The organism is Nitrosomonas sp. Nm166 (genome assembly GCF_900112825.1).
Taxonomy (GTDB): Bacteria; Pseudomonadota; Gammaproteobacteria; order Burkholderiales; family Nitrosomonadaceae; genus Nitrosomonas.
Map to the genome: position 1 here is coordinate 97,659 of NZ_FONE01000001.1, position 22,733 is coordinate 120,391.

Consider the following 22,733-nt stretch of genomic DNA (forward strand, 5'->3'; position numbering starts at 1 on the left):
TCATGTATGAAATTGCAACTTAACAACCTTCGATTGAAAGGATCAATTTGCAACATGGCCTTGCACGGTTATTTGCTGCTGGCTGCGCTAGTATCGGCTCAGCACGCAAGTGCCAGTACCCTACATCTGGATGTTGAAGTCTGGGGACAAGGCAATGCCTTGTTTACCGGATATTGCCGCACACCCGGTATCGTTGGTTGTGATCTGGATGGATTGGCGGATGCGCTTCATTTACCGGTTAATACCTTACCAACAGAAACTGCGACTGGCAAGCTGATATTCCCGGCTGACTTTCAAGATCTATCAGGTGGTCAGTTCAAAACCAAAAATCCAGGGTTCCAATCAATACAAAATGCACTGCTACCCAATGAACTGCTCGGTTATCGCGCGCTCGGCAAGCTGAAATATTGGGATCCGGCTGTGGCTGCCTGGAACGATGCACCGCCGGAGGTGCAGATCCGATTATTTGGCGGGTTGGAAGCCAGCGCCGCAGTACTCAATGATTTCTCAAAATGCGCCGGTCAATTGATTTGCTTTAGCGAGGGAAGTTTCGGTATTGATGGCAGCACGGTTTTTTCCGGCATTGGTATCCACGGCAATCCGGAGCTGGTCGTCGATATCACCGATACCAATGGGATTTTGCATACCCATCTGAGCTTTTTCCTGGAAGATCAGAATGGTCAAGCAGGAGGACCGGTCGGTGCTTATTTAATTGAAATGCAATTACTTTCCAATGCGCGTTTTTTTCCGACTGAACCATTCCTCATTTTATTCAATGCAGGACTGGATACCAGTCAATTTGCGGCTGCTTTGATGGCATTGACCGGCGAACCGACAGGCATCGATCCTCCTCAACCGCCTATCCTGCCGGTATCGATACCCGGGGATGTCGATCTGGATAGCGATGTCGATCGCATCGACGTGGCGCTGATTCTGCTCGCTGCACAAAACAACGAAACGCTAGAACCAACAAATGCCGCCTTTGACGTCGATAAAGATGGCGTTATCACTCGTGAAGATGCCTTGCTGGCTAAAACGTTATGCACGCTGAGACTATGCAATATTCCGACAGAAGCGCCTGCGACTGCGACTGCGCTGAATGTAGCAGCAATTTATGATCACCATTCCGGTATTTTAAATCTGAACGATGTACAAATCGGCGACCAACATTATCGCGCACAGCTGCAGACTCAGACTGGCAATACCCTGACGTTGATTTCGCTACAACCTGACAAGCCCCGCTATGCAACACCAGCTCAGTATGATGAGGCCACAGGCATCCTGGAAATTCCTTCAGTATTCATTAATGGCAAATATTTCCGGGCGGCCTTACGAAACCTCGGTGCTCATGGATTTCAAGTGGAGCACTTGGAAGAAATCGCCGGAATTCTAGACTAATCAGTTCGTTATAACCACTCATTCACAACATAGGAGATAAAAATGTTTAATAAGCTGAAAATATTGTTGATCACGCTGATGTTCAGCCTACATTTCGTACCTGCCAGCTCAGCACAAGAACTGCACGCCGGAGATATACAACCATGGCGAATCGGCGCGGAAATTTTTGTGAATAATACGGTGTTTGAAACCGATTTCGGTGATCCCAGCGGCGGTTCATTCGCTACCGACGAACCAGGGATTGATGTCAATATCGAAAAAGGCGCGTTCACACCCGGTAATTGGCTGCGCTTTCAACCCGTTGGCCAACTTTTATACTGGAATGGGACGCAATGGAGCACTGCTATTCCGAATGGAGAGAGAATCGAAATCACTGACGCGCTTAACAATGCCATTTCGTTTAGTGCCACCGGCACCGCCGGGACTGCTGGCGTCATTGGTGAAGTCGGTAGTGACGGCAGTGTACATGAACATCTGAGTTTCAAAATTTTTGATGTATCCAATACGCCAAACGGCACCCCAGGTGCATACCGTATCCAACTGAGACTATTTGAATCCAACGCAAATAGCGACACTTCTGTTTCCATCGCCACGTCTCCAATTACCATTGTTTTCAATCGGGGGCTTGAACACGAAAGCTTTGAGCTAGCCGTAGCCGCAGCAAACGATCTTACTGAAAATTCTGTCTTCGTTGCTGATACGGGGATATTGACAATCCAGCGTGTCAAAGCCTTGGAAACTTACTACCAGGCAAAATTACAGCATATCGGCGATGGCAAGTTCCAATTGATAGAAGCTAACGAGATTACCGTAACGGAATAACGATTAAAATTTGCCGGAAACAAGCATAACTACCATTCGTGTCTGAAATTGCAAGTATTGTGATCCGAATGTATTTCCGGCTTTTATGAATATCCGTCATCGTTAGCATCAGCAATCAAAATCAATTATGGATACTTTTACAATATTTGCCACATTGGCTGCTTCTTTAGTGGTTGTCCTGGTTGCAGCTTGCTCGTTTTTTGTGCTTTACGTCAGCGACACTACATTAAAAGTGTGGATGCCAAGACTGATTGCAGTTGCCGTTGGTGTATTGCTGGGTGATGCCTTTCTTCACCTTCTTCCTGATTCAATGAAGCTAGCAGAAAATACCAATGCAGTGCTACTTTGGACACTAGCCGGTATCCTTTTCTTCTACGTAATTGAGCAATTCCTGCACTGGCGGCACGATCACAGCATTGAAATACCGGCTGCCGCTGCTGGCAAATCGGCTTCTCTCGCAAGAATGAATTTGTTGGGTGATGGTATCCATAACTTTGTTGATGGGGTGTTGATTGCGGGTAGTTTTCTCGCTGATCCCATGTTGGGTATCGCCACCACATTTGCCATCGTGATGCATGAAATACCACAGGAAATATCAGATATCGCAGTCTTGATACACGGTGGATTCGAAAAGAAGCAGGCTGTCATCGCTAATGTGGTTTGCGCTACCGCATGTATCGCTGGTGCTGTGTCAACTTTACTTGTCGCCCACACAATCACCTTAAGCTTAAGTGCGCTATTGGCAATAACCGCTGGCGGTTTTATCTACATTGCAACTACCGACCTTATCCCACTGCTGCGGCAACCAAAAATGAAACTCACATTACCCATTCAGTTTGCGGCCACCGCAGTGGGTGTCATATCCATGCAAACCATTCTATGGCTTGAAACTATCTTATCTTAAACAAGGAGTAGAATCGTGATATCAAAAATTCCTGTAACTGTCCTTACTGGATTCCTAGGATCTGGAAAAACAACATTGCTTAATCGGATTCTGTCTGAAAACCATGGAAAGCGAATCGCCGTCATCGAAAACGAATATGGTGAAATCGGTATTGATAATGATCTGGTTATCGGTGCTGAAGAAGAAATATTTGAAATGAACAATGGTTGCATTTGCTGTACCGTACGTGGAGACCTGATTCGTATTTTGGGCAATTTGATGAAACGACGCGATCGTTTCGACTACATTATGATTGAAACAACCGGTATGGCTGATCCAGGCCCTGTTGCACAAACATTCTTCATGGACGATGACATCAAAAATGCGTTGAGTCTTGATGGCATCGTGACCCTCGTCGATGCAAAACACGTAATCGAGCATATCGATGATAGTGATGAAGTAAAAGAACAGATTGCGTTTGCAGATGTTATTCTGCTGAATAAGATTGACCTGGTAACGCCAAACGCCCTTGAGGAGCTGGAGGCACGAATTCGCAGCATGAACTCGGTTGCAAAGATTTTCCGTACCCAGGATGCAGCAATTGCCATGGACCATATCCTTAATTTAGGAGGATTTGATCTCGACCGTGCGCTTGAAGTAAATCCCAAATTTCTTGAACCCGAATATCCTTTTGAATGGAGTGGTGTGTACCAACTTGATGAGGGAATCTATACATTGATATTTAACGCCGGGCCCGATCCGACAATAAACGTGAGTCTCCTTCGCATCGCAAATACTTTGAATGAATCAATGCAGACGACTTTTAATTCTGCTGCGGAGTCTGCTGTGCTTGCTTTCTCGTCAGACGAAACAGCGCTCAAGCCTGGCGAAGCGATACAGGCATTCGGTAAATGGTATCAACTACAACTTAACACTAACAAATCGCGATTTTCTTTGCTCATTGATCAACCAGGCATCTATGCATTGTTTACCGAACATCATCCAGATGAGTTTCACGCGCACCTCGAAAATGCTGATGGCAACCGACTGCAAGCGGTAATTACCCGTGCATATAAACCGGATCATGAACACGACGAAGAGATTACATCTGTCGGTATCACTACGTCAGGTGCGCTCAATCTTGACAGATTTGAAGAATGGCTGCGTTGGTTACTGGCAACGAAAGGGGCTGATATCTTCCGTATGAAAGGGATACTTAACTTTAGCGGAATGACAGAACGCTATGTATTCCAGGGAGTACACATGTTGTTTGATGGACGTCCTGATCGCCCCTGGGCAGATGAACCTCGTAAAAATGCTTTGATCTTTATCGGGAGAAACCTTGATCGGGAAGAATTAAATGCGGGGTTTAATGCATGCTTGGACTAGACCTATCACTGTTCAAAAGAGATGTACTGAATGAGCGCTGGAACATCTCACTAGAGGAACATATCATTGACATGGCATGGTCTCCCGACATGAGCCATTTGGTTGCAGCCACTGCGGAAGGACGAATCATTCTGATTGATAATTATGGTGATTCCGCAGCCTATAAACAGATTGGTGAACATGCGCTCGGCGCAAACTCAGTTTCATGGCGCCCCGATGGATTGCAATTTGCTTCATCAGGGCAAGATGGTAAAGTGCAAGTGTGGGATGGAGTTACTGGTAAGCTACTGCAATTAATCGATGCTGACAATGATTGGGTTGCAAAAGCTACTTACCATCCTCAACGTCCGATCCTGGCAATTGCCGCAGGCCGATCATTCAAATGTTGGACCGAAACAGAAGGTATAATTTACGAATCGGCAGATCATGCCAGCACCATAGCTGATATTGGCTGGAGCCCGGATGGCTCTGCTGTGGCAGTCGCTGCCTACAACGGCGTTACCTTGCATTATCCTGTACAACAATCTGAACCACGAAAGTATCAATGGAAGGGCTCCAGCTTATTGCTGACTTGGAGTCCTGACGCAAAGTACATCGCTACGGGAGAACAGGACTCGACAGTACATTTCTGGGATGTCAATTCTGGCACTGATGCCCAAATGTCGGGTTTTTCAACTAAAGTGCTCGAGCTTTCATGGCATTCGTCAGGACAATGGTTAGCAACAGGCGGTGGAAATACTATCTGTATCTGGGATTGTAGGGGCAATGGACCTACCGGTCGTGAACCACAGTATTTGAGATATCATTTCGACAAAGTCACGCAAATTGCCTATCAACCTTCCGGCCATTACTTGGCTTCTGCCGATATCGACGAGTTTCTACTACTATGGGAACCGGAAAAACACGACAAAATTATTTCAGCCACTTCGCTGTCAGCACCAGCAACCTGCATACGCTGGACAACCAAAGGCGATATATTGGCAGTAGGTCAGCAAGATGGGGTCATAGAGACTTTTTTAATAAAAAATGCACATGTATAAATCGATGGATAATACCCACAATAATTTATTTTTACGCAATGGCAGCAAACTCCATTGAAAAGAGTACGCAATAATAATCAGCCCCTTCGACTTGCCGCATCAGCCCTTATTATTCAATCAAAACATACAAGAATTCCAGGCTAATTATACGAAATTTGCTCGAGCGTTATAAAAGGCTGCTGCAGAATAAGAATGACGGTATAGCGATAAGTGCTACTGCTGAAAAATTTTATTTTTAGTAACTCTGATTTTCATCAGAAAGCAAAGAGTGCCAGATATTCAAGCAGATAGACTCCAACAATACTACTGAGTGGTATCAGCACGGATAATACAATAGGGTGATGCGATAGCGGTTGAAATACCCCTTCCTTAAAATCTCTTATTTCACCGATTAACAATTTTAGCTTGGCAGAGCTACCACCTTTTTCGTACCAAGCTCTATTTTCCAGCAACTGAGAAGAGTAGCTGTCTAATTTTTGAAGAATATCCTTTCTGGCATCTTGTGCGGCTATTCTTAGTCTAATCGCACTACTAAGCGCGATCAATGCAGTAAATCCAAAAACAAATAGTAATAAAGGCGTGATTTGCCAATTATCGAAGTAATAAGCGCGGGACAATATTACAAGGAACAGAATGAAAAATGGATAATAAATGAACTTATTAATAATGATGGTATGTCGATGGATAAAATCCAGTAGGATTTTATGTTCGACTGCTTCTTGGGGTAAGCTGTATTTGCTTTTATTGATATTCACTAAATTAGCCGGCCATTTAACATTATGTTCTTTAAGTAATCTGATGAGATGGCTGCATAAATGTGCGACATCTACAATGATAAAAATCAACATTAAATAGGAAAAAATTGACAGGATGAGAATTGCAGTATGGATATTTGAACTGACTTCGCCTCGGAATGGAATTTTCGGTATGTCAAAAAAACCGCTTTGAATAAGCAATACAACGAATCCAACGTAAAGAATAACCATAAGTATTGCTCTTACTGAACAACAACTAATTGTTCTTGATTCCAAATAATCAGACCAGAAATCTTTAAAGGGTATGGGTTCTTTAGAATTCATTTTCCATCGGTCAATATTTAATTTTGCCCAAAGGCTTTTTGTCTTTTTAGTATCTTCTCCGACTGAAGCAGGTGATATATATTCTTTTTCAATTGCTTCCTTATTTTCTTTCAGTTGTTGGTAAATGCTGTAAAGGAGGTAGCCTGCAAGTATGGCGGCGACAAACCTTATGCCAATAGCTGGCCAGATACTGGTGCCACTAGCGAATGGTTCTGATCCAGAATCATCTAAAGATGGTACAGTGTGATAGAAAATCAATAGCAGGGTAATGCTGATAAACACGCCAACAATAATGGGCTTAAAGCGCTCTTGAATTAGAGAGTAGTACAGGAGAATCGCTAGGAAGGCTATTGCTAAGAGCGGTCCGCTGATTTTCAAAATCTTTTCCCAATCAGAAAGTTTGATTACTGAAGCAAGTTCCGGTTCGGGATGTATTCCATTTCCCGCTGTATGACTCAGATCAACAGCATTATTATTCCCAATTTCAAATAACCTGGGTTGTTCCTGCAATTTTTTGAGGAATTCTTTCAGAGTGCTTACTGAGCATTGCCCCTCTGTATGAGGACAATGCAAGGCTAATAGCGTAGTGAAATATAAAGCAGTTTGATAATTATCACGGAAAGGCGGCGTGTTTTTTTGCCACTCATCATTAAGCTGCAAGCCAAATGGCGAAGCAACGATCAAGTTTCGGGTCCATTTTATTTCGCTGGAATGAAAGAACCGTGCATCAAGATCAGTGGTAAAAAACAGAGCTTCCGGGAATTTAGGACGCAAGGCTTGTAGAATGAGCAACTTGTCATAGGGATCGCTTCCGGTGATACCGATTGCTTGAATACCGCCCTCGCTGGCCTTTATCTTGTCTAAATGCTTAATTTGTTCAGCTAAACGCACCAGATAATCAAGCTGACTAGTTTCAGTTGGGCGCTCTAACTGTTTTTTGAATTCCTTGTCATTGAGCTTATTTGCTTGAGATTCTTTGCCCTTGCTATCTTGACTGGTTGCAGTGTGTTCACTCGTTATCCCATCAAGCCCTCGCAGGTAGTTGAAAGTATGAATATGTCCTTCGCTAATTCCGTTATTATTTTGATGGTTTTGATTTTCGCCGAATTCAGCAATTTTTTTCAGGATGGTCGCAGTCAGTGTTTGAGAATAAAATGTATCCAGTTCACCAATCAATACCATATGATGCGGCTGATTAGATTGTCTAGCAGGAATGGCTCCTGCAAGGTCTGGACAATTTCTTGAGATAGATTTATTAGGGTCAGCTCGATATGGAGTGACTCCACGTAATGCCAGTTCACAAAGTAATGCATGGGCTAATTTATCCTGTGGGCTGATGGTTCTGATTATTTTATCGTTCAGCCAATTGCCCCGATCCTGATATAGTGTTTTACCGATTAGTCGTTCGTCATTTGCAGTTACAGAAGTTGCGAAAATATGGCTGTGATTAAGATAGTTATCTGGTAGCGACTCCTTTTTTATCCTATTCATATCAGCATACATTTTTCTTAATGTGCCGGAATCGTGTGGGCCAATTATATTGAAGCTTATTTCTGACTCAATTTTGCTATTGGAAATAATTTCCTTTTTTAATTGACCTAGCACTTCTAGGCTATTGATCGAGGAATGGGCAAAAGTATCATTGTTTAGCCAAAGTATGAGAACCTTTTCTTTTTTATTTTTTAACAACAATTCAAGTTCTTTATCGCTAAGCTCTTCTATGCTAATTGGTTTTAGCTGATCGTTTAACTCAAACCATTCATAGGGCATATAATCTGGAAAATCACAATAAGAATTTTTTTTATCTTTTTGACATGCATTTCTAAAATCTACAAAACCGATATGTTCTGGATCTATAGGCATATAGCCAGCAGCATGCAAGCCGGATATCAGCGCATAGCGGCTGCGTAACCGCCATTCGTGGTATTCAGCATAAGGCCCGCCGGGCACCATAACAGCTAGTATGTGAACGGAATTTTGTTTTTCCGTTTCTTTATAAATTTGACATTTTAATTCTGTAATTGAATGAGCTGCCGTTTCAGGGGGCTCTTCGTTATGACAAGTCAGCCGATTGAGTTTGTTTTCAATATTAAAAGTTGTATCAGAAATTAAACCTTCAAAGATTCCAGGTTGTGATTGGGTATGATTTTCTTTAGTGCTTCTGATATGAAAGGTTTTACCGGAAACTGAATCTTGTTTCTTGTATAACTCTACCGCTTGAAAAGGATCTTGCCACAATCGTGAGCGAACATCTTCAGTCGACATTCTTTCCGTATGGATCATGGCAGGCCGCGTTGGTTTGAAAATGATTTCCTGAGCAGCAAAAAGGCTTATTAGCAGTGCAACGACCGCAATTGCAGGGGTTGTTTGGGAAGATTTATCAGCCGGTTTGTTTTGTTCACTCATGGCGCACAGTGCGGATTCACGAACTAACCGCAGCAATTAATGTTTAGTAGCGATTTCGGTAAGTGCCAAATTTTACTGGTTTGCTGACTTGCTCAGAGATCCTTCCGGATACCTTACCTTGTCCTCATGATAAGACTGTCTATTTGATAAATAAATAAGCATTCGCTTATTTTGATCTAAGCTACTTGCTTATAATGGTATGGACGGGTAATACGGGAAAACTCAGAAGAAGGTTAAATTGCTTTTTTATTTAGCAGTGAATGAATTCCTCGAACAATTCCGAAGCGCATTAAGCAAATGAAGGTTGGATTTAAGAACCACCGAAATGTCAGGGTCACATAAGCATCAGGGTCTTTTGATCTGTGCGGGTGCCGGCGTAAAGCATGCGCCTAAGCCGCTCTGCGGCTCGGCTTAATTTAGGCGTTCGGCATCAGCCCCGCAAAAATACTACGTGCTTTTGTTCTTTTGCATAATTGTTAAATAAATGTTTTTTCATTCAACCGTCGCTGTTGAGTTAGTGTTCCATACTTATCACGGGTTTGAATTCCCCATCGAATTAATTTATTCCAGGAGGAAGAAATGGTTAAGAGGCACATATTTTCTTGCAGCAGATTTTTCTGGACGTTTGCTTTGAGCATGCTGATTTTTGCTTCTGCCGCGAACGCGGCGATGCAATCGGCAACTTTTACAACGTCAGCTTATCCTCTTCTCGGCAACAATCACATCGCCGCAGACTTGAACGACGACGGCAAGCTGGATTTAGCGGGAACGGGCACAAACTAGCGGCTATTATGCTGGGCAATGGCGACGGATCGCCTCCAAGGCAGAGCTGCGCGTGGAAGCCACAAGCACCAACAGCAGTGCCGTACTCAAGTGTTACGTGACCTCGACGGGCGCACTGATCAGGACACTGACGAACAACAGCGGTGGCAAGCACAGCGAACAATTTTCGTGGCCGACGAATCCGCAAAGCATTACCGTTCGTAGCAGCAATGGGGGGAGGCAACGTGCACTGTAACACTGAAGTAATCGGCTGCGCCGGAATGACAAATAGTGCGAGAAGATCAATCCAACAGATTAAGGATAAGTTATCTCGCACCCAGACAGGCTTTATTAATCTGTAGAAATTATTTTTCTATCTGTTTCTCACATAACTTAAAATCGTGATCTGTCCCCTGTTTCGGTCTATTGAGTGCAGTTAATTTCCATAAGCAGCAAAATATTGCCGTGTATAGTCGCTGCAGCTAAATATCTCATCTAGGCTGAGACACCAGTAAATTATTCTTTTTAGATTAATAGCGTGGTGTGTTATCGTAGATATGCAATTTTTATGCATTATTTAATATGAAATAGTCGTTGATTAAAAACAGCTATACGTTCTCGACTGGGTTGAGTATTGTCCTGAATGAAGGAAGTGATTCTTAACTACAGCTTTCCGGGTGAAATATTGTATAAAGGAGGATAAAAATGGCGCAAGGCAGCATAATGTTACAAATTGATGTCCTACAGGAAATTGATGAACCTGTCACATTTATTCCTCCTGTTACTGTGATGGCATTTCATTTTCTCAGTTTTGATAAAACCACCGTTCGCGAAATCACTTCTCAAAAAACCGGTGGAATTCTTGCTGGGGCAATCGGCTCCACGATTGGTTTTTCTGGTATTCCTCATGCTGAACTGAGATTATTCTTAAGAGGAGGAGAAGAAGCCTTCTTTATCGCTCCTACACACGTATCTTCTCCCCAGTTCGAAGCAGGCTTTGCTATTTTAGAATTGAAAGATATAGGAATTACCGGATTTGATGATACTAAAGTACGCGTTAGCCGCCGGATAGGCGGTCATGCCTATCTCGACGAAGTACCTTAACTAAGGAGAAGAAAATGGCGCAAGGCAGCATAATGCTACAAGTCAGTGTCATACAGGATATCGCTGGACCTGTCACATCCATTCCACCGGTAACGGTGATGGCATTTCATTTTCTCAGTTTTGATAAAACTACCGTTCGAGAAATCACTGCGGAAAAAACAGGAGGAATTCTTGCTGGAGGATCGAACATGCCGATAGGTTATTCTGGTAGTCCTTTTGCCGTATTGAGATTATTTTTAAGAGGCGGAGAAGAAGTATTTTTTCTTGCCCCTTCTCATGTATCTTCACCTCAGTTCGAAGCAGGCTTTGCGATATTAGAAATCGAAGAACTTGGCGTGACATCGATCGGCTCTAATGAAATGAATCTCTCTCGCCTTATAGGCGGCCATGCCTATCTCGACGAAGTAGAATAACTAGAGAGGAGGACAACCAATGAATATAACGATTAAAGGTCCTGGGGAAATAGTAGTACGGTTCATAGATCAGAATGGCAAGGCTTTGCTACAAGAAACGATACGTGTCTCTGGCTCAGGTATGGTTGAAGCGAAGAGAGATATCAATCTCTCTTTAGAAACATTATCTGGTCAGGTATTAGTATCACCCGTTCTTATCCAGCAAGGCGAGAAACAACAGGTCACATTCGACGGAGAGCATCATTCTTCCTTCACAAGAAAACGCTGCCAGGAAATCGGCTGCACCCAGAATATAACTGAAGACGCAGCACATGGACATGCGCAGCCCTTGCAAGAAGGAGCTATTCATTTACCGAGTGCGCAGAAATAAGAAAGCATTATCTATACTAGCTCAACTTAATTTGCAAAAGTGGCGGCTGATTTGGCTAAGCTCTCATGCAGTAAGTGACAATTGCGAAACAGGACCCACACAGATCTGGAGCATGAAGCGCAAATCCTTGATGAAGTGTTCGCTATGCAGTATAGAGCGTCAGGTCTGACCCTGACGCGTCAAAGTGCCACACTCGCATTACCATCCAATCTGCATCTGCTGTTTTTGCCACCCTGTTCGCCAGAGCTCAACCCGCAAGAACACATATGGGATGAGTTGCGCGAAAAGTTCTTTCACAATCAAATATTCGATAACCTCAAGACACTTGAAGACATCTTTTTAAAGCGCTGCAAATACTCGAAACCAATTTGCCACGAGTAAAAAGTATCACAGCATGGGATTGGATAATTAATGCAATTTTAATGCGAATTAGAATAAAACCACCAACTCATTTAATGGAGATTGATATGCAGTTAATTTTTGAAAAGAAATGGGCTACCCATTACGAAATCAAAGAACCGTCTTCCGGTTTAACTGTATGCCATCTGCACTACAGCCCTTATAATAATCAATGGTTTTCCAGTGGACATACCGCAAATATTACTTTCTTTGAGGAAATTCACGCCAGATCGCCGATAAACTTGAGGAATTGAATAAGCAATGATCTACGAAGAAAACGGACAAATCATAGCCAATGAACTAATGGTCTCCTGTGTGCTCAACTGGAGCTCATATCATGCAAGCCGGCCAGTTGCAGCAAAACTAGCGAATGCAGTGGTTGAACAGCGATAGTATCCTGACTTAATGTATGAGATGCACGCAGCATGTCCTGTTCACCCTTGCCAGCGGCCGCTCGGGCACGAGTTATCTTGCTGATTTCTTTGTCAAGAATATCACGCAGTGTTACAGCACCCACGAGCCTTATTTCACTCCGGGTAATCCCACGCTGTTTGGCAAACCCATTGAATGGAATACATGGCACAATGACAGTGCATTACTGCCGGTGTTAGAGCGCAAATGCCGCTTTATCGCCAGCTGCAAGCAGCCGTTTTATTTTGAGTCCAATCATGCTTTCCTGAAAGCTTTTAACCGCCATGCCGGAACACTGCTGCACAATCCCGGCTTTGTCCATCTGGTGCGCAACCCGTTGCAGGTGGCAAAAAGCGAATGTGTCCGAGAACAGGCGATACGTAAGATGCATCTTCCATTTGTGGACTATAAAAGCGATACCAGCGAGCGCTTGTTCCGCTGGGCGTTGACCGGCTACGAAGCGTTGTTTCAGCACTATCCAGCAACGCTCAGTCGCTTTCAATTCTATATGCTGCAATGGCTGGAGATTGAGCACCGGGCTATGCAATTGATTCGCGATAATCACTGGCAAGATCGGGTGTTTTTTATCGATGTTGACGTGAATCTAAAACAAGAAGCCGTGTTAAAAAACATGGTCAACTTTTTTGACTTACCGCATCAGCCGGTATTCAATCTGAACTTGCGCCACAATAAAACCCCGTTTATCGGTCCGATAATCATCACTGCACAAGATAAACAGGAATTTCAGGCGATTGTGCGTGATTTGCCCGATAGTTACAGACAGTTGTTGCAGGGTAAGCCGTATCGCAATTGTAGCTGGTTCATTGAGGTAAACCGGCTAATAAGCAATTGCCATCGAATATGAGTGTGCTTGGGTTTGTTCGTTTTTATCAACGCCGCAGCGGAATCTCCTTCAGCCTAGCCCAAGGGCTGAGCCGTAGAAGCGGCGATGTAGGTCACGCACCTGCTCCGCGAAGCCGGGAACCGGCCCCACTACTAAAAGATTAGGGACAATCTCCCGGATTGCCAGGCTTCGCACCGGAGATGCGGGAACCCCGAGCTCGGCAAGCCAGGCTGCCAGTTGATCTGAAGAACTCACATATACAATGCGGCCCAGTCCGACCCAGCCGTGCGCGGCGGCACACATCGGGCAATGCTCGCCCGAGGTGAAGACGGTGGCTGCAGCTCGTTCATCAGGAGTCATGTTCGCCGCAGCCCACCGCGCCAGTTCAAACTCCGGATGACGAGTCCGGTCGCCGGAAGAAATCACGCGATTGCGGTCTTCAGCTAGGGCAATGCCATTCCCAGCAACAAGCACAGAGCCAAACGGTTCGTCACCCGCCTCCAAAGCCTCAGTTGCCAGTTCTATGCAGCGGCGTAAGTGCCGCCACTCGGCTGTCGTTAGATCTAAAGATACAGTCATAAAACGCTCATTAATGGATTCGCAACCCCCAGCATGCCGGAGGATAGGAGCCCCAGGCTCACATATCCTATTCCCTTAATAAATACTCTGCGGTTTAAATCCTTGAGTTGGTCCAAGGAATTCATGGTTATTTCTTCTTCCTATGGTTCAATCAGAAAATAATCACACTCTGACCCTTCAGGCCGGAAACAGCGAAGGCCGGCGCGCTGAGCTGATCACCGTATGGCCACCACAACCGGTTTCTTCCTGGCATAAGGGTTAGGCCTTGCATTGATATTCTCTCTCTTTTTTTGCCAGTTTCTTCACGACCCACCTTCTTTTCATCACCCGCCGTCGCACGATAGCTGTTCCAACGCCACTCTTGAGCACTGCGCACTTTGTGCACGCATCGCAAAACACAATATAACGCACCAATTCCAGCAAGTGGGTATCCTTCTGCACCAGTATTGGGGTTGGCAGCCGAGCCGAAGCGTTGGATGAATGTGAGTGCAGCAGGTATGATTCACTCTTTTTCATTCGAAAAAGCTACACTTGGATTCGGAAAGTTGATCAAATTTCAAATGGGCTTGCTACTGACAACCCATTCCGGATCCCACCCTGCAAGCTTGGCAAATGCTTGGTAATTTGATTCGAAAAACATGAGCAAATCTCCTTCAGGATCTTTGGATTTACGCAAGTCGTCATAATCAAGAATAAATTCGTTGATTACAGAAACCCATTTAGCTGCGCTTGGTTTAATGATTGCTTGTTCTAATCCGTCGGGTTTGGGGTATGCAAATGCAAAAAAAGATGGGATGGGATATTTTTCATTGCTAACAGAAAAACCTACCTCGAATTGCGCATCATCCATTGCATTACGGGAAATAAAATCCAATGGCGTATTTGCTGTAGGCAAATGAACACCCTTGTAGCGCGCGTCGCGTAAATCCAGGGTTCCCCAAAATAAGCCAATTCGTGGTGTGATACCGTAAAACTTAGCGTGAAATTTGAGAAGAACGCGATAAGTACTCAACATAATTCTCCACCAAGCATTGATGACTTTTTCATCATAAATATGCAATGCTGTATCTTGATCAAATGGAATGGGATGAGACACTTCCTGGGGTTTCTGATTAATTTTGCTGGTGATGCCCATATTTTCCAAGTGTTGGAATATTTGGTGGGTTAGATGTGCTACCGACATGGAGCCAAGTTTCAGCGTACTAGTTTCTCCCCAGCTCGATGTAAAAACAATCATATGGTCAATACAATCGACTTCCACAGAGAATGTACCTGAATTATATGGAATTATTCCGCTAGTTACGCCGCGGCTGGTCAACGGCATTGCTAAATTAGCCCAGTGCGGCTCAAAAGGTTGAGTTAGCATTAATTTCCCAATCACTTGCACGCACATGTGGAATAAATGTGATGTTGGTATAAATTCTTCCGCGGAGAATGCTGGCCATGGATCATAATTCAAGACAGTGAGGTTTGACATAGATGCCTCCTTTCACAGATGATGCCTAAGAAGTTCAACATAAAGCATCCATCGAAGTTATTAATTCTTAAGTATAGGAAATATAAGTACTCTTCTTATCAAAATATACGTAAAGCCGAACGTTTAGTCAAACCCGCTGCTAATAACCTGCACTAACAGAATTATTCAACTGACACCCTACTTCGTTTCAAGTAAACGCCGAATCGGAATTTCCTTCACCAGCGCATAAACCGCCGGAAAAATGATCAGTGTCAGAATCGTCGCGGACACCATGCCGCCGACCATCGGTGCGGCGATACGACGCATCACTTCGGAACCGGTGCCGGTGCTCAGCATGACTGGCAGCAATCCGATCACACTGCCTGCGATAGTCATCATTACCGGGCGGATGCGGTAGACCGCGCCCTGCACCACGGCTTCATAGAGATCTGCAATAGCCACTTCCTCCCCGGCAGCCTTGCGTTTCGCGGTGATAGCAGTAAGCGCCTGATCCAGGAAAGCCAGCATCACCATGCCGGATTCAGCCGCGATACCGACCAGACCGATGAAGCCGACCACCGCCGCCACGCTCAGGTTGTAATCGAGCCAATACATCAGCCAGATACCACCCACCAGGGAAAAAGGAACCGACAGCATCACGATCAGTGTTTCTGTGAAACGGTTAAAATTCAAATACACCAGCACAAACACCATGAAGATCGTGAGCGGCACTACTATTTTCAATTTCTCGGTGGCGCGTTGCATATATTCAAATTGTCCGCTCCAGGTTGCATAGTATCCTTGCGGGAACTGAATCTGCTCGCGCACAGCTTGCTGCGCTTCTGCGATATAGCTGCCGATATCACGATCGCGAATGTCGACAAAAATGTAAGCAGACAGCAGGGTGTTTTCTGTACGGATACTGGGTGGCCCTTGCACCAGTTTGATTTTCGCAAGCTGGCCCAGCGGAATCATTACCGCTCCCATCGTCTCTCCCATCGTCGGCACCAGTACCTGCGTGGCAATCGCCTGCGGATCACTGCGCAACTCACGCGGATAGCGGATGCTGACACTGAAGCGCTCACGACCTTCCACCGTCGTTGTCACCATCTCCCCACCCAGCGCCGCCGAAACCACATCCAGCAGATCACCGACAGCCAATCCATAGCGGGTGAGTTCAATACGATCGGGTTCGATATCGAGGTAGTAGCCGCCGGTAGCGCGTTCTGCATACGCGCTGCTGGTCCCCGGCACGGTTTTTACAACAGCCTCGATTCGCTTGGCGAGGTTTTCTATCTCACCCAGATCCTTGCCGAATACCTTGATGCCGACGGGTGTTCGAATGCCGGTGGCCAGCATATCGATCCTGTTCTTGATCGGCATGGTCCAGGAATTGCTGACTCCCGGCATCTGAAGTGCCTGGTCCATTTCGGCAATCAACTTGTCGACCGTCATGCCGGGGCGCCATTCGTTTTCCGGTTTCAGGTTGATGATGGTTTCGGCCATCTCCAGCGGCGCCGGATCGGTTGCGGTACTGGCGCGCCCGGCCTTGCCGAGCACCGAGGCCACTTCAGGGAAGCTCTTGATGATCTTGTCCTGGGTTTGCAGGATTTCCGCAGCCTTGGTGACGGAAACCGCCGGCAGCGTGATCGGCATATAAAGCAGCGTGCCCTCGTTCAACGTTGGCATGAATTCCGTTCCCAGCTTCATCGCTGGATAAACGGTAACACCCAGCACACTCAATGCGATGATAATAATCGATTTTTTCCACCGCATCACCCAAGCCACGATGGGTTGATAGCCTCGAATCATGAGCCGGCCCAACGGATTATCCTCCTCGCGCGGAATGCGGCCGCGGATCAGCAGCAGTATCAAAGCTGGAACCAATGTGATGGAAAGTAGAGCAGCGCCCGCCATGGCAAATGTCTTGGTGTAGGCGAGCGGTTGGAACATGCGTCCCTCCTGGGCTTCCAACGTAAATACCGGCAAAAACGATACAGTAATAATCAATAAACTGAAAAATAGCGCCGGACCGACTTCCTGGCACGCCGCGATGACAGCTTCTATGCGCGATTGCCCCGGCTCCAGGCGTGTCAGATGTTTATGTGCATTCTCCACCGTGACAATGGCAGCATCGGTCATCTCCGCAATTGCCAGCGCAATACCAGCCAGGCTCATGATATTGGAATTGATACCGAGCTGCGCCATGGCGATGAAAGCAATCAGCACACCGACCGGCAGCATAATGATCGCTACCAGGGCGCTTCGCACATGCATCAGGAAAATTGAGCAAACCAGCGCCACGATGATGATCTGCTCGATAAACACTTCTTTCAGCGTCTCGATCGCGCGCTCGATCAGTTCGGAACGATTGTAGACGGGCTGAATCGTAACACCTTCCGGCAAACCGGATGAAATCTCGCTGATTTTTGTTTCCAGATTATGGATGGCATCCAGGGCATTCTGGCCATGCCGCGCCACCGCAATGCCCGAAACGACTTCGCCTTCCCCATCCAGTTCGGCAATGCCGCGACGTTCGTCGGGAATCAGCTCGACGCGAGCAACATCACGCAATAATACCGGCATGCCTACATGCGCCTTGACGACGAGATTTTCCAGGTCGTCAATGCCGCGCAGGTAGCCCCTGCCGCGCACCACGTATTCGGTCTCTGCCATTTCAATGACGCGCCCGCCGACATCGCGGTTGCTGGCAGTGATCACGTCGGATACCGTCTTGAGCGGTATGCCGTAGGCCTGCAGACGTCGCGGATCCACCGTGACCTGATAGGTTTTCACAAATCCGCCTACGCTGGCTATTTCCGAAATGCCATGCGCCGCGATGAGCTGATAACGCAAGAACCAGTCCTGAATAGTGCGCAACTCATCCAGTGTACGATCTTTGGCAGCGACAACATATTGGTAAACCCATCCCACACCACTGGCATCCGGGCCGAGCGCAGGCCTGACATTAGCCGGCAGCCGGTTCGCTGCAAAGCTGAGGTATTCCAGTACCCGTGAGCGCGCCCAATAAATATCCGTGCCATCTTCGAAGATGACATACACAAACGATACGCCAAAATTGGAAATACCGCGCACGACTTTGGATTTCGGCACGCTCATCATGGCGGTGGTGAGCGGATAGGTCACCTGGTCTTCGACCACCTGCGGTGCCTGGCCAGGATATTCCGTATAAATGATGACCTGCACATCGGACAAATCGGGAATTGCATCAACCGGCGTCTTCCATACCGCATAGATGCCCCAGGCCACGATGAAAAATGTCCCAAGCAGCACCAGAAAAACATGCCGTACTGACCATTCAATGATGTACTTGAGCATGTCAGTGTCCTCGGTGGCTGCGGTCGGCAGGACTGGCATCCGCTGGCTGGATATGCACAATCACGAACTCACCCGCAGATTCTTCGGTGATCTCGAAATTGATCTGCTGACCCGGTTTCAACGATTGCAGTAATGCCGGTTCCAGCAAACGAAAATCCATCACCATGGCAGGCCATTGCAGGCTGGCAATGGGACTATGAGCAAGCGTGACTGTGGCGTGCGCAAAATCGATGGCTTTAATGGTTCCCTCGCCACGATGCCTCATAGGGGAAGATTTTTCAGCCTGCAAACCCGGTTCAGTTTTCTGCTCATGGGCTGTTGAATCTTGGGTGCTTTGCTCAAAACTACTCAATGCGCTCTTAAAGTTGCTTTCCGCATCGATCAGAAAATTCGCTTTGACGACAACCGCTTCCCCCGCCTTCAGCCCGCCTAGCACTTCCGCATAGCCATCGGCATGCATACCCAGCTTGACCGTACGCGGCTCAAAGCGGCCTGCGCCAAGATCCACCAATACTACCCGGCGGATACCGGTATCCAGCACGGCGGAATCAGGTATGGTCAGCACTTTATCTTTGCTGGGAATCGATGCAAATTCCACCCGTGCATACATGGCAGGTTTCAGCAGACCATCTGGATTGGGAAGTACAATACGCACGATGGCGGTGCGCGTCTCCGGCGTTATGGTGGGATAAATGAAAGCGACTTCACCGTTGAAGATTTTGTCGGGATAGGCATCGACCCTGATTGTGGTTTTCTGGCCGGGTTGGATCAAGCCAAGATCCTGTTCAAATACATCAGCCAGCACCCATACACTGGACAAATCAGCGATCTGATAGAGCGTCTCTCCAGGCATAAAACGCTTTCCTTCAATGGAGGGCTTTTCCAGTACTACGCCTTTAGTCCTGGACCGAAAAATAAAGCTCTGGCTGACCTTGCCTTCCTGCCGCAGGCGCTGTAATTCAGTCTCCGATATGTCCCAGTTACGCAATCTCTGTAAAGCGCTTTCGGCTAGCCGCGCCATGCTCGCGCTTACCTCAAGGCCACCTTCGTTTCCGTGATGCAATTCCCCATGATGCACTCCTCTCCTAGCGATCAGGTACTCGTGCTGTGCTGTAATCAGTTCGGGACTGTACACTTCCATCAGGGCTTCGCCTTTTTTGACAGATTGGCCGGTTGAATTGACATATAACCGCTGTATCCACCCTTCAAATTTGGGAGTTACGGAATACAGTTGACGCTCATTGACCTGAACGGTTGCCACCGCTCTGACAGTGCGGATAAGCTCGCGTAACGTTGCAACTTCAGTTCGCACCCCCAGCTTCTGAATCTTTTCACTGCTGATCTTTACCACAGGGCTATCCGATGGCGGTTCTTCACCCTCATAAACTGGCAAGTAGTCCATTCCCATTGAATCTTTTTTCGGCACGGGGGAAGTATCCGGCAGACCCATTGGATTGCGGTAATAGAGAATTTTTTTATTCGAAGAGAGTGCTTCGGATAATTTATCTTTTGTAATTGCTGAAGATTGCATGCCCCACCAGTATCCTGCAGCAACAGCCGCTGCAATTACAGCAACTGCAACGATCAATTTGACGGTTGATTTCATTGAAACTCCATTAGTATGGGTATGAAACAGAAATTAGTGAGGCGCCTTGCCGGTAAGCAGATCGATTTCCGCCAGCGCTTTATTGTAATTAGCCATGGCTGTCACTAGACTGATTTCATAATTGAATACCGTCATCTGATTGTCGAGCAAGGTCAGAAAATCGATCTGGTTAACTCTGTAGGCACCCAGCGCTGATTCGACCGTAAGCCTGGCCTGCGGGAGTATAGTTGTTTGATATAACCGGGCTGACTTGTGGTTTTGCTCAGTAACGGCCACCTGTTGACGCAGTTGTGCGGCTAGTTCATTGCGCTGTGCCTGGTGCAGATTCAAGGCCTGTTCGCGCATTGCCTGAGATTCCATGATCCGCGGTTCGATTTTATTGCCACGCCATACGGGCAGGTTGATCGCTATAGTCATACTGACCATGTCGTCGCGGCGGGTACCGTCCAGCATGTTGTCGCGCTGACCATATGAAAAACGCACATCTAGATCCGGATAATAAGCGCGGCGAGCCAGATCGATGGATTTCTCACTACGTGTAATCAGACTTTGTAATGCCAGCAATTGCGGGCGCTGCGCAAAGGCGGCTTCACGTAAAGATTCCAGATTTAATAATTGTTCGTGGATGTGAGGTGGTGCAGGTATCAACGCAGCGGCACTGGCATGACGCCCCAAGGCGCGAATAAGCTCTGCTTCGATCACCGGCCGTTCGCGTGCAAGTCTGAGCAGTTCGTCCTGCATTCTGGATACCTGCGTTTGTGCCTTCAGTGCATCGGCCTGGCTTCCCAATCCCACTTTATAGTGCTCTTCGGCGAGATGGAGAAATCCTTCCAGGATCAGCTTGTTCTTCTCAACCAGCTTGGCCATTTCGAGAGTCAAACCCAGGTCGAAATAGGCAAACTTAAGATCACGTATCACCCGGTTCACGGTTTCCTGATAACCATGTTCAATCGCCTCCGCATCTTTGGTGGCGACGTCCTTGCGCAAACCGCGCTTGCCTGGAAAAGGCAGGCGCTGCGACAGGCCGATCATTTTCATGGTCATATCTTCACGATTAAATGGCGACGATGCCAATGGCGCGTTAATGACACCCGCCTCAAGTATGGGATCATCCAAAGCTTCTGCGGGTGATATTCTTTGCTGAGCTGCCTCACGTTCCTGGTGCGCCGCCTGGATTTCCGGATTATTTTGCAAAGCTTCAGTAATCAGAGTAGCCAGTGGTGTAAAACTCTCGGTATTTTCAGTGATAGTGTTTTTCTGGAATATCGCTGGATGAGAATAGTTTGAAACATCTGCTTGCGAATTGACTGGGTTCATGGCACCTGAAACCAACACCGCGATGAATCCACTTTTAGTCAGTGAGAATACTTTACCAGAGCCTTTTGAAAGTAAGGCGATCATTTTGCTTTCCCTAAAAATAGCATAATAATTAGTAAACTTCGATCTTATGAAAAATCGTAGTGAATGATTTGAGGGTGGGGAATGGGTATACCCATTCCCCGGCACAATGTGAAAATGCTTCCTATGTGCCCGTGTTGTGACGTTCGACTAGCTCATGACACCAGCATATTTGCGGCAAGCCTCGGCACAACGGCGGCAGGCTTCGGCACATCGATTGCAAGACTCCATGTCATGTGATTCGCATTCCTTTGCGCACCAGTCGCAGATTTCAGCGCATAGCTTGCAGATCTGCTGTGCGAATGGACTGTTACGAGAGATTGCGTCTGCGGCTAACCGACAAATTGCTGCGCAGTCGATACAACAGGCAGGACAATCATTGGGGCTGGCTTTGCCCACCATATCAGCGCAACAGTTGCCACATTCGGTTGCACAGTCGTTGCAGGCGGCGATGCAATCCTTGGCGTTCTGATCTAGATGATTACTCATGTTGTTTCTCCTTGGTTGAAAATCGGGCGATGGACGCGCCCGCAACGCCTTCCCTGTCAAAAGACTAAATACTGATGACAGGAAATCCTGCCGTCGATAAGTGCCTCAATATCCTAAATCTAGGGCTGAAGCTGTAAACACCTATCGAAGATCAAATCCTAGTCCGGTCTCAATATGCAGGCTCATTTACTAGGCCTGATATGAGTGATAACGTAGTCACCATTCGACTCAATAAATGTAAAAGTCACGGCATCACCCACCATGATTCCTTGCATAAGCGCACTATCCTTAAATTTGAAATCCATAGTCATAGCGGGCCATTTGAGAGAAGTAATTGGACCATGGGAAAGTTTTACTATGCCCTTGTCCAAATCAATTCCCTTCACGGTTGCTGTTCCCTCATGAGACACAGCGGCAGCACTGGCAGGCTGCATGACAATCAATCCAATCAATACCAACACAACACAAATATTTATAAAAACAAACGTCACCTTTCTATTCATGATCTATTTCCTTATTAAGTAGGTATAGCTGATCGAATGCTTC

Annotated in this window: 21 protein-coding genes; 13 read left to right on the forward strand and 8 right to left on the reverse strand. The window is 46.5% G+C overall.

Annotation, left to right across the window (positions count from 1 at the left end; translation table 11 throughout):
- The first annotated feature begins 6 nt into the window (after positions 1-6).
- From BM021_RS00440 to BM021_RS00460, 5 genes are all read left to right on the forward strand, one after another.
- Complete coding sequence (locus BM021_RS00440; protein WP_090717401.1) at positions 7-1,398, forward strand: dockerin type I domain-containing protein; 1,392 nt, start codon at positions 7-9, stop codon at positions 1,396-1,398.
- A gap of 42 nt (positions 1,399-1,440) precedes the next feature.
- Positions 1,441-2,220 carry a hypothetical protein gene (locus tag BM021_RS00445; protein ID WP_090717404.1) on the forward strand — a complete coding sequence of 260 codons (780 nt, stop codon included), beginning with the start codon at positions 1,441-1,443 and terminating at the stop codon, positions 2,218-2,220.
- A 127-nt stretch (positions 2,221-2,347) separates the two neighbouring features.
- A complete protein-coding gene (locus tag BM021_RS00450; RefSeq protein ID WP_090717406.1) occupies positions 2,348-3,124 on the forward strand; it encodes a ZIP family metal transporter in 777 nt (258 codons plus the stop codon).
- Between the two features lie 15 nt (positions 3,125-3,139).
- A complete protein-coding gene (locus tag BM021_RS00455) occupies positions 3,140-4,492 on the forward strand; it encodes a CobW family GTP-binding protein (protein ID WP_218147781.1) in 1,353 nt (450 codons plus the stop codon).
- Positions 4,480-5,532 (forward strand): WD40 repeat domain-containing protein, encoded by a 1,053-nt coding sequence (locus tag BM021_RS00460; protein ID WP_090717411.1) that lies wholly within the window; start codon positions 4,480-4,482, stop codon positions 5,530-5,532. The genes BM021_RS00455 and BM021_RS00460 overlap by 13 nt, the downstream gene beginning before the upstream one ends.
- A gap of 254 nt (positions 5,533-5,786) precedes the next feature.
- On the opposite strand, the gene BM021_RS00465 is transcribed toward BM021_RS00460, so the two are convergent.
- Positions 5,787-9,017, reverse strand: coding sequence for a hypothetical protein (locus BM021_RS00465; RefSeq protein WP_090717414.1), 3,231 nt, complete (start codon positions 9,015-9,017; stop codon positions 5,787-5,789).
- Positions 9,018-9,596: 579 nt separating this feature from the next.
- Between BM021_RS00465 and BM021_RS15095 the strand changes: the two genes are divergently transcribed.
- From BM021_RS15095 to BM021_RS00500, 8 genes are all read left to right on the forward strand, one after another.
- Entirely contained in the window at positions 9,597-9,800 is a 204-nt protein-coding gene (locus BM021_RS15095; RefSeq protein ID WP_143074262.1) for a hypothetical protein, read from the forward strand.
- 52 nt (positions 9,801-9,852) lie between these two features.
- Complete coding sequence (locus tag BM021_RS00470; protein WP_143074263.1) at positions 9,853-10,035, forward strand: hypothetical protein; 183 nt, start codon at positions 9,853-9,855, stop codon at positions 10,033-10,035.
- Positions 10,036-10,484: 449 nt separating this feature from the next.
- A complete protein-coding gene (locus BM021_RS00475; RefSeq protein ID WP_090717420.1) occupies positions 10,485-10,883 on the forward strand; it encodes a hypothetical protein in 399 nt (132 codons plus the stop codon).
- Between the two features lie 14 nt (positions 10,884-10,897).
- The gene (locus tag BM021_RS00480) at positions 10,898-11,296 is read left to right on the forward strand and encodes a hypothetical protein (protein WP_090717422.1); all 399 of its coding nucleotides are present in this window, start codon (positions 10,898-10,900) and stop codon (positions 11,294-11,296) included.
- A 19-nt stretch (positions 11,297-11,315) separates the two neighbouring features.
- Complete coding sequence (locus BM021_RS00485) at positions 11,316-11,666, forward strand: hypothetical protein (RefSeq protein ID WP_090717425.1); 351 nt, start codon at positions 11,316-11,318, stop codon at positions 11,664-11,666.
- 144 nt (positions 11,667-11,810) lie between these two features.
- The gene (locus tag BM021_RS16485; RefSeq protein ID WP_090717427.1) at positions 11,811-12,047 is read left to right on the forward strand and encodes a transposase; all 237 of its coding nucleotides are present in this window, start codon (positions 11,811-11,813) and stop codon (positions 12,045-12,047) included.
- A gap of 86 nt (positions 12,048-12,133) precedes the next feature.
- Positions 12,134-12,319 carry a hypothetical protein gene (locus tag BM021_RS00495; protein WP_090717430.1) on the forward strand — a complete coding sequence of 62 codons (186 nt, stop codon included), beginning with the start codon at positions 12,134-12,136 and terminating at the stop codon, positions 12,317-12,319.
- Between the two features lie 155 nt (positions 12,320-12,474).
- On the forward strand, positions 12,475-13,341 hold the full coding sequence (locus tag BM021_RS00500; protein WP_090717432.1) for a hypothetical protein: 867 nt from the start codon (positions 12,475-12,477) through the stop codon (positions 13,339-13,341).
- Positions 13,342-13,389: 48 nt separating this feature from the next.
- Here BM021_RS00500 and BM021_RS00505 read toward each other — a convergent pair whose 3' ends face one another.
- The 7 genes from BM021_RS00505 to BM021_RS00540 all read right to left on the reverse strand — a co-directional run bounded on the left by BM021_RS00505 (position 13,390) and on the right by BM021_RS00540 (position 22,690).
- A complete protein-coding gene (locus BM021_RS00505; protein WP_090717435.1) occupies positions 13,390-13,899 on the reverse strand; it encodes a nucleoside deaminase in 510 nt (169 codons plus the stop codon).
- A 556-nt stretch (positions 13,900-14,455) separates the two neighbouring features.
- Entirely contained in the window at positions 14,456-15,376 is a 921-nt protein-coding gene (locus BM021_RS00515; RefSeq protein ID WP_090717440.1) for a DUF5996 family protein, read from the reverse strand.
- A gap of 177 nt (positions 15,377-15,553) precedes the next feature.
- Positions 15,554-18,694, reverse strand: coding sequence for an efflux RND transporter permease subunit (locus BM021_RS00520; protein WP_090717443.1), 3,141 nt, complete (start codon positions 18,692-18,694; stop codon positions 15,554-15,556).
- A 1-nt stretch (position 18,695) separates the two neighbouring features.
- A complete protein-coding gene (locus BM021_RS00525; protein WP_090717446.1) occupies positions 18,696-20,300 on the reverse strand; it encodes an efflux RND transporter periplasmic adaptor subunit in 1,605 nt (534 codons plus the stop codon).
- Positions 20,301-20,333: 33 nt separating this feature from the next.
- On the reverse strand, positions 20,334-21,701 hold the full coding sequence (locus tag BM021_RS00530) for a TolC family protein (protein WP_256207696.1): 1,368 nt from the start codon (positions 21,699-21,701) through the stop codon (positions 20,334-20,336).
- A 147-nt stretch (positions 21,702-21,848) separates the two neighbouring features.
- Positions 21,849-22,187, reverse strand: a complete 339-nt coding sequence (locus BM021_RS16490; RefSeq protein WP_090717449.1) for a four-helix bundle copper-binding protein — start codon at positions 22,185-22,187, stop codon at positions 21,849-21,851.
- Between the two features lie 182 nt (positions 22,188-22,369).
- Entirely contained in the window at positions 22,370-22,690 is a 321-nt protein-coding gene (locus BM021_RS00540) for a copper-binding protein (RefSeq protein WP_090717451.1), read from the reverse strand.
- Positions 22,691-22,733 lie beyond the last annotated feature (43 nt).